1 protein-coding gene is annotated in these 1,613 nt (G+C 35.1%); it reads right to left on the bottom strand.

The window, feature by feature from the left end; translation table 11 throughout:
• Nucleotides 1-2: 2 nt before the first annotated feature.
• A partial coding sequence (locus B3J44_RS20350) for a TonB-dependent receptor plug domain-containing protein (RefSeq protein WP_286971118.1) occupies nucleotides 3-1,613 on the bottom strand: 1,611 nt, incomplete at its 5' end.

A 1,613-nucleotide genomic window follows, 5' to 3' on the forward strand; every position in this document is an offset into this window, starting at 1 on the left:
AATTAGAATTTAAAGCTCAAACGAGCAAAACCAAATCTTCCGTTTAATCCGAATTGAGAAACTGCTCTCGAATACGCAAACTGATTCGCATTTGTTAAATCTGTACTTGGCGCTGGCGACAAAGTTGGCGTTGTGTTTGTAAATGCAGGAGTTGCAGGATTATTTCTGTCTGGATAAACATCTCCAATATTATTAACTCCAATTGTAGCTCTAAAATGCTTGTTGATCTGATATCCTAAAGATAAATCTGTAACCAATTTTGCACTGTATTCCGGATGTTCGTACACAGAAGAAAATCCGTCTAAATTCACATCTGTTGCTCCTGGATCTGTAACTTTTCCGAAATAGCTGTTTCGTAAATAAATATCCAGTTTTTTAATGCTGAATGTTGTCATCAAATTGGCCTTTACTTTCGGAATTGCTTCTTCTAAATATACTCTGCTTGATTCTGGAAAGAATGAATAAATGTAAGGTTCTCCACCTGCATCTACGATAGATTTTGGAATATGCAAATCGCCTACTCTTTTGGTTTCGTTAAAACTAAACGCAAAATCGTTTCTAATTGTGAAATCCTGAATTACATCGTATTTCTGAGAAATTACCAAATCAATACCTTTTGTTTCTGAATCGATTCCGTTTGTCCAAAATGAGGCTCTTTCCACTCCTTTCAAATCAAATGCTTGCTGAAATAAAGTCAACGCCTCTGCCTGTTCTGGCGAAGTTGCAGCACCAATTTGCGCATCTGTTGGTCTAGAATATTGTCCAGACAATACAATTCTGTCGTTGATTCTTGTAAAATAAGCATCAGTTGCAATGGTTATGTTAGCTTCAGGAATTTTGAATGTAAATCCTGTACTGATGCTTTTTGATTTTTCTGGTTTTAAACTTTCAATTCCAATACTTTTTGCTGCTTGCGAATCGTTGGTAAAATAACCCACTTGATATGGAGAACCGTTGATAAATTGAGTAGAACTTGACTCAAAATATCTTTGCTGTAAAGACGGCGCTCTGAAACCAGTCTGACCAGAAATTCTCCAATTGATATTATCATTTAATTTTAAAAGAGAAGCAAGTTTGAAAGTAACCGTATTTCCAAAATCCGAATAATTTTCATAACGCGCAGCTCCATTTATAAGCCATTTTTCAGTCGCATTCAATTCTAAATCAACATAAGCAGCACCACTTTTTCTGTTTTTTTCTTTAGCATCCGAAGGCTGAAATCCTGAAAATCCTTGCGCACCTGCTCCACGTTTGTTTCCAAAGAAGTCAGTTACAATTAATGGTGAATTGCTTGGCAGAATTCCTGAAACTAAATTTCCATTTACATCATACAATCCGTAAGAAGCTTCTTCTCCTGCTTTAATTTCGTAGTTTTCATATCTGAATTCACCTCCAAAAGCAACATTCAGTCCAGCAAGAACATCTAGTTTTTTACTAAAATCCAAATTGGTTGTGCTTTGTAAAAACGAAACTTTTCCTGCATCAAAACTAAAAGGAGAATTTGTCCCTAAAGTTGCATTAATAGAATTATTTACATCATAATTAAAAGAGTTTGTTCCTAAATTTGTGCTTAAATCAGTATCAAATCCGAATAATTGCGTAGTTACACCAAC

This window comes from Flavobacterium sp. UBA4854 (assembly GCF_002399805.1).
In the GTDB taxonomy this organism is placed as follows: Bacteria; Bacteroidota; Bacteroidia; order Flavobacteriales; family Flavobacteriaceae; genus Flavobacterium; species Flavobacterium ginsengisoli.